Raw genomic sequence first — 2,786 nt, forward strand, 5'->3', positions numbered from 1 at the left:
AGGTCCTGGGAGATCTGGATGATCCGTCCATCGACCTGCCCAGCGTGATTGTGAAGCACGATCTTCCGGAACCGGGGGAGTTTCCTGAAGAAGTTTTGAAGGAGGTAAACACAGTACCCTCCAGAGTGAGAAAGAGAGATCTTGCAGGAAGAAGGGATCTGAGGGACAGAGTCATCGTCACCGTAGATGGGGAGACTGCCAAGGATTTCGACGATGCCATCTCTGTAGAGAAGCTTCCAAATGGAAATTATCTTCTTGGTGTTCACATAGCAGACGTTTCTCACTACGTGAAAGAGGGTTCCGCTCTGGATCAGGAGGCTCTCAAAAGGGGAACGAGTGTATACCTCATAGACACTGTCATTCCGATGCTTCCGTTCAGGCTCTCCAACGGAATATGCAGTCTCGTGGAGGGAAAAGATAGGCTCACCATGAGTGTCGAGATGGAGATCGACCGGGAAGGTCGTGTTGTGAGATACGATGTTTTCCCCAGCGTGATAAGAAATAAGAAGAGGATGATCTACGAGAGAGTCAACGAGTTTCTGGAAAAACCTTCTTCGGTGAAGGAATACGAACCCTTCAGCGATCTCATACACAACGCTGTGGAGCTCGCAGAGATCTTGAGAGAGGCGAGGAGAAGAAGAGGTGCCATACTCGACATAGAGAGCGATGAAGTAAAAGTTGTGTTCGATGAGAACGGACAGGTGGTGGACATCGTTCCAAGAAGACGTGGAGTTGCGGAAAGGGTGATAGAAGAGTTCATGATAAGGGCAAACGAGACAATCGCGGAGATTTTCGACCACGCTGGGCTTCCCTTCGTGTACCGGGTTCACGAAGAACCGGATCTTGAGACGATCTTCCAGCTGAAAAACTATCTCGAAGCTATGGGAATAAGAGCAAAACTCTCCCGCAACATACATCCTGGTATGCTGCAGAAACTCCTCGAGAAAGTAAAGGATCATCCTCTGAGGAGCAGTGTAGAAAGACTCCTTGTTCGATCAATGAAAAGAGCGATGTACTCTGCGATGAACATTGGGCACTTCGGACTTGCCTCTTACGCCTACACACACTTTACCTCCCCCATCAGGAGATACCCGGACCTCGTCGTCCACAGACTTCTGAAGCTCTATCTCGAGCAAGACGGTTACTTTACCCCAGAGCAGGTGGATAAGTTCTCGAAGGTTCTTCCCAAGATCGCCAAGCACTGCAGTCGGAGGGAAAGAGTGGCAGACGAGGCGGAATGGGACCTGATCGCCATGAAGAAGGTGGAGTACATCTCGCGCCACATAGGAGAAGTGTTCGATGTGGTGGTGACAAATATCACAAAGTTCGGCCTCTTCGTGGAGATTCCAGAAAAGAGCATTTCGGGTCTCATACACATTTCAACACTTGATGACTACTATTACTATGATGAAGCAAAGAACATGCTGGTCGGACGAAGAAGGGGGCGAATCTTCAGGCTCGGAGATGTCCTGAAGGCAAAAGTCGTGAGGGCTGACAAGATCAGGGGAGAGATAGACTTCGAACTCGTGGAAGGGGAGGATAAAGAATGAAATCCTACAAAAAAGAACTCTGGTTCCACACGAAAAAGAGAAGAGAGTTCATAAACATCACACCATTGCTTGAAGAATGTGTAAAAGAGAGCGGCATAAAAGAAGGCCTTCTTCTCTGTAACGCCATGCACATCACGGCGAGTGTTTTCATAAACGACGATGAACCAGGCCTTCATCACGATTTCGAAGTCTGGTTGGAAAAACTCGCCCCGGAAAAGCCCTATTCTCAGTACAGACACAACGACACTGGTGAAGACAACGCGGATGCTCACCTGAAACGGACGATAATGGGAAGAGAAGTGATCATAGCGATCACCAACGGCAAACTGGATCTGGGGCCATGGGAACAGGTGTTCTACGGAGAGTTCGACGGGATGAGGCCAAAGAGAGTACTGGTGAAAATCATTGGAGAGTGATGAAATCGTGGCGTTCCTGTTAACAGCTCTGGGAATAGCGTTACTGGTGCTTGGGGCGAACTGGCTCATAGGAGGTGCTTCTTCACTCGCTCTGAAACTTGGAATCTCCAAACTGATTGTGGGACTTTCGGTTGTGGCTTTTGGAACGTCTCTTCCAGAACTCGTTTCCTCACTCGTTTCCACCTTGAAAGGTTACACGAGCATTGCCATCTCAAATGTGGTTGGAAGCAACATAGCGAACATCGGACTCTGCCTTGGGCTTGCAGCTCTCTTCAGAGCAATTCCCGTCAAAAAGAGTACGATCAAATCCGAAATACCTTTCATGATCCTTTCAACGATCTCCTTCATCAGTCTTTTCTCGAAGAATCACTATCTTTCTTGGCACGATGGAGTGGTTTTCCTCTCGTTCATGGTGATCTTCATGTACTACCTGATCACGTCTGCAAAGGACGTGGTGGAGGAGGAACTGGAGGAGATAAAGGAGCAAAAAAGTGTTCGACTCAGCCTTCTGATGATCGTCGCCGGTACCCTTTTTCTGTGGTTGGGTGGGAACCTTGCCATAGAGAACGTCGTAAAAATAGCTCAGAAATTCGGCCTTTCTCAAGCTTTTGTTGGGCTCACCATCGTTGCTGTGGGGACGTCTCTTCCGGAGCTTGTGGTCAGTGTTGTCTCGACAGTAAAGAAGGAAAGTGACATACTCGTTGGCAACATAGTGGGGAGTAACGTTTTCAACATCCTGCTCATACTGGGCGTGAGCTCTTTTTTCAATAGATTGACCGTGGATGTTACCGACTACACCATGGATCTGATGTTCCTATTC

Annotated in this window: 3 protein-coding genes; all 3 read left to right on the plus strand. The window is 48.5% G+C overall.

Features of this window, described 5'->3' with window-relative positions; all coding sequences use genetic code 11:
• Positions 1-1,550: ribonuclease R (rnr, locus tag J7K79_RS09200; RefSeq protein WP_296907905.1), on the plus strand; the 1,550-nt coding region annotated here is incomplete at its 5' end.
• Entirely contained in the window at positions 1,547-1,966 is a 420-nt protein-coding gene (locus J7K79_RS09205; protein ID WP_296907908.1) for a secondary thiamine-phosphate synthase enzyme YjbQ, read from the plus strand. The genes rnr and J7K79_RS09205, both read left to right, overlap by 4 nt.
• A 7-nt stretch (positions 1,967-1,973) precedes the next feature.
• Positions 1,974-2,786: calcium/sodium antiporter (locus tag J7K79_RS09210; RefSeq protein WP_296907911.1), on the plus strand; the 813-nt coding region annotated here is incomplete at its 3' end.

Origin of the sequence: Thermotoga sp. (assembly GCF_021162145.1) — a bacterium.
In the GTDB taxonomy this organism is placed as follows: domain Bacteria; phylum Thermotogota; class Thermotogae; order Thermotogales; family Thermotogaceae; genus Thermotoga.